At 34.0% G+C, this 2,258-nt stretch carries 1 protein-coding gene and 2 rRNA genes; all 3 read right to left on the bottom strand.

The genetic code is table 11. The features are described 5' to 3' along the window. Window positions 1-59 (bottom strand): 16S ribosomal RNA (locus AC1DIT_RS27905); the annotation flags it as partial. 626 nt (window positions 60-685) lie between these two features. Then, window positions 686-1,609: a DMT family transporter gene (locus AC1DIT_RS27900; RefSeq protein ID WP_016132251.1), complete on the bottom strand. Its 924-nt coding sequence runs from the start codon at window positions 1,607-1,609 to the stop codon at window positions 686-688. Window positions 1,610-2,140: 531 nt separating this feature from the next. Beyond that, window positions 2,141-2,258: ribosomal RNA gene (gene rrf, locus AC1DIT_RS27895) — 5S ribosomal RNA — on the bottom strand; the annotation flags it as partial.

Here is a 2,258-nt window from a genome sequence, read left to right as displayed (position 1 = left end):
TGCATGTATTAGGCACGCCGCCAGCGTTCATCCTGAGCCAGGATCAAACTCTCCAATAAAGTTAGTTTGTCTAGCATCTAAAATAAAAATTGACGTTTCACGTTGTTTGTTTCGTTCAGTTTTCAAAGAACTTGTTTGCCGCTTATTTGCGACTCCCTTATGTTAACACTTTCATGTTTCAATGTCAACTAAGTTTTTCATTTCGTTTGTCGCGTTCTGCGTTGTTGCTATCGGCGACTCGTATAATACTACACTTATATATTGAAATAGTCAATGGATTTTATATAAAAAATTGTTTTTTATCTCTTTTATAGATAAACACTCACAAATCATTAATCTTTTATTCATACACCCTTTCCATTCCTATAGATTCAGTACCCCTAAAAGGGAAAAAAGTAAAACTATTTATCCCTACTAGACATTATAAATGCGTACTCAAGGAGCATTCATTCTATTTCAGAGTCAAAAGAATAGTAATACTTCATTAGCAATTTGTTTTTTATCAAATAATTTTACTTCAAACATCCCTGGATTATCATCCCTTTGTTCATTATTATAAATACAGTATATAAATGTATAATTTAGTATTGTATTACACAGGTTCCCTAATCTTCCTGTATGCTCCTCTAAACCAACTAAAAAGAGAGCATGCCATTCGATGCATCCCCCCTTTCATATTCTGGCATTAATATGTTTTGTACTTCCTATCTTCTTTAGTTTGTCGATCAACGGATTTCATTAGAGCACTTAATTTACCTTTATCCGCCCAGATAACCCCAAATAAAACTAGACATCCTCCTATTAATATCTTCCATGTTAAAGATTCTTTTAATAAAATAACCGAAGCAATAATACTTATGAGTGGTAAAGCATTTAAATACAATCCACTTACTGATGCCGAAACTCCTTCTAGCGCCTTATTCCAAAACCAATAAGCTAGGATTGTTGCACAAACAACAAGGTATGTAAAACTAAGCCCTGTCTTCCATGTTTCTATTTGAGGTAGACCATAATAAAAAGTTTCGATAACTGCAAAGGGGAATAGAATGATTGCCCCTATGATTAATGTTAATGTTGTAAATACTTCGTTTGATAGATTCTTTTCTTGTTTTGGTCTTTTTAATAATATTGTATAGAAAGCAAATAAAAAAGTACTTAATAAAATAAGTATGTCCCCAACTAGAGAAGCGCTTTGATTATCATTACCAGATGGAATGGTAATACATATTACTCCTATAAAACCTAATATAATTCCAATCCAATAGTTTAACTGAATCTTTTCTTTTAAAAACAGTGCCGAGAAAATAATTGTAACTAAAGGTAAAGCAGCATCAATGATGCTAACATGTAATCCACTTGTTAAAGAAATCCCATACGAGGTAAACATAAAATATCCCGCCACACCAGTAAAAGATAATACGCTTATTCTTTTCCACGGAACATCCCTATTAACAATACTTTTTCGTAGCTGCTGAAAAGAAAACAATAGACATATCCCGCCAGCAAAGCAAAGACGAAGAAATAATAGGGTGAATGGCTGAATTGACTCTAACGCCCATTTTGTCGGAGCAATTGCTATCCCCCATAGTATAATCGCAATTAATAGCATACTTATTCCTTTAATGTTTTTCTCCCCTTTTCATATATGTCTCTTCATACCATATGTAGACCTATTTACTTTGTACCATATAATAAAGAGAATAAAGATCATTACTCAATTTTTGTGCGATTCCAATACAGTAAACCTTAAATCCTCGCGTATAATCGAATAAACAAAAATTAATTTCCTATTCTCTTTCACGGTAAGCAGAACAATATTCACCAGCAGTTTTAGCCGCTACTTCAACTAATTTATGAACAAGTCCATCCCAAACAGTAACTGTACATAAAGATACCCATTCAATGTTTCCTCTAACAAGGTGAAAAGAATCGCAATCATTTCATGTGGTTACCAAAACTTCACTGTACACTATATTTTAATTTCTGTAATTTTGAATAAAAAAATGATATCTAACATGTCCTTTTCCCTTGGCTTTTGTATAAGTCTTTCCATAAAAGTCCCATTGGAATTTTTTCTTCGATCACTCGCTTATTATGTAAATGCACAAAAAAGACGAGTCATTCTGACTCGTCTAAAGTTGCTTGGCGACGTCCTACTCTCACAGGGACAAGGTCCCAACTACCATCGGCGCTAGAGAGCTTAACTTCCGTGTTCGGTATGGGAACGGGTGTGACCGTGACCTCTCTGCCATCATCAC

Source organism: Bacillus sp. 05T22, assembly GCF_056396765.1.
This window is presented reverse-complemented; position numbering and strand designations above follow the sequence as displayed.

Coding starts and splice junctions, on each gene's coding strand:
- AC1DIT_RS27900 (WP_016132251.1), bottom strand. CDS start 1,609: ATGCTATTAATTGCGATTATACTATGGGGGATAGCAATTGCTCCGACA.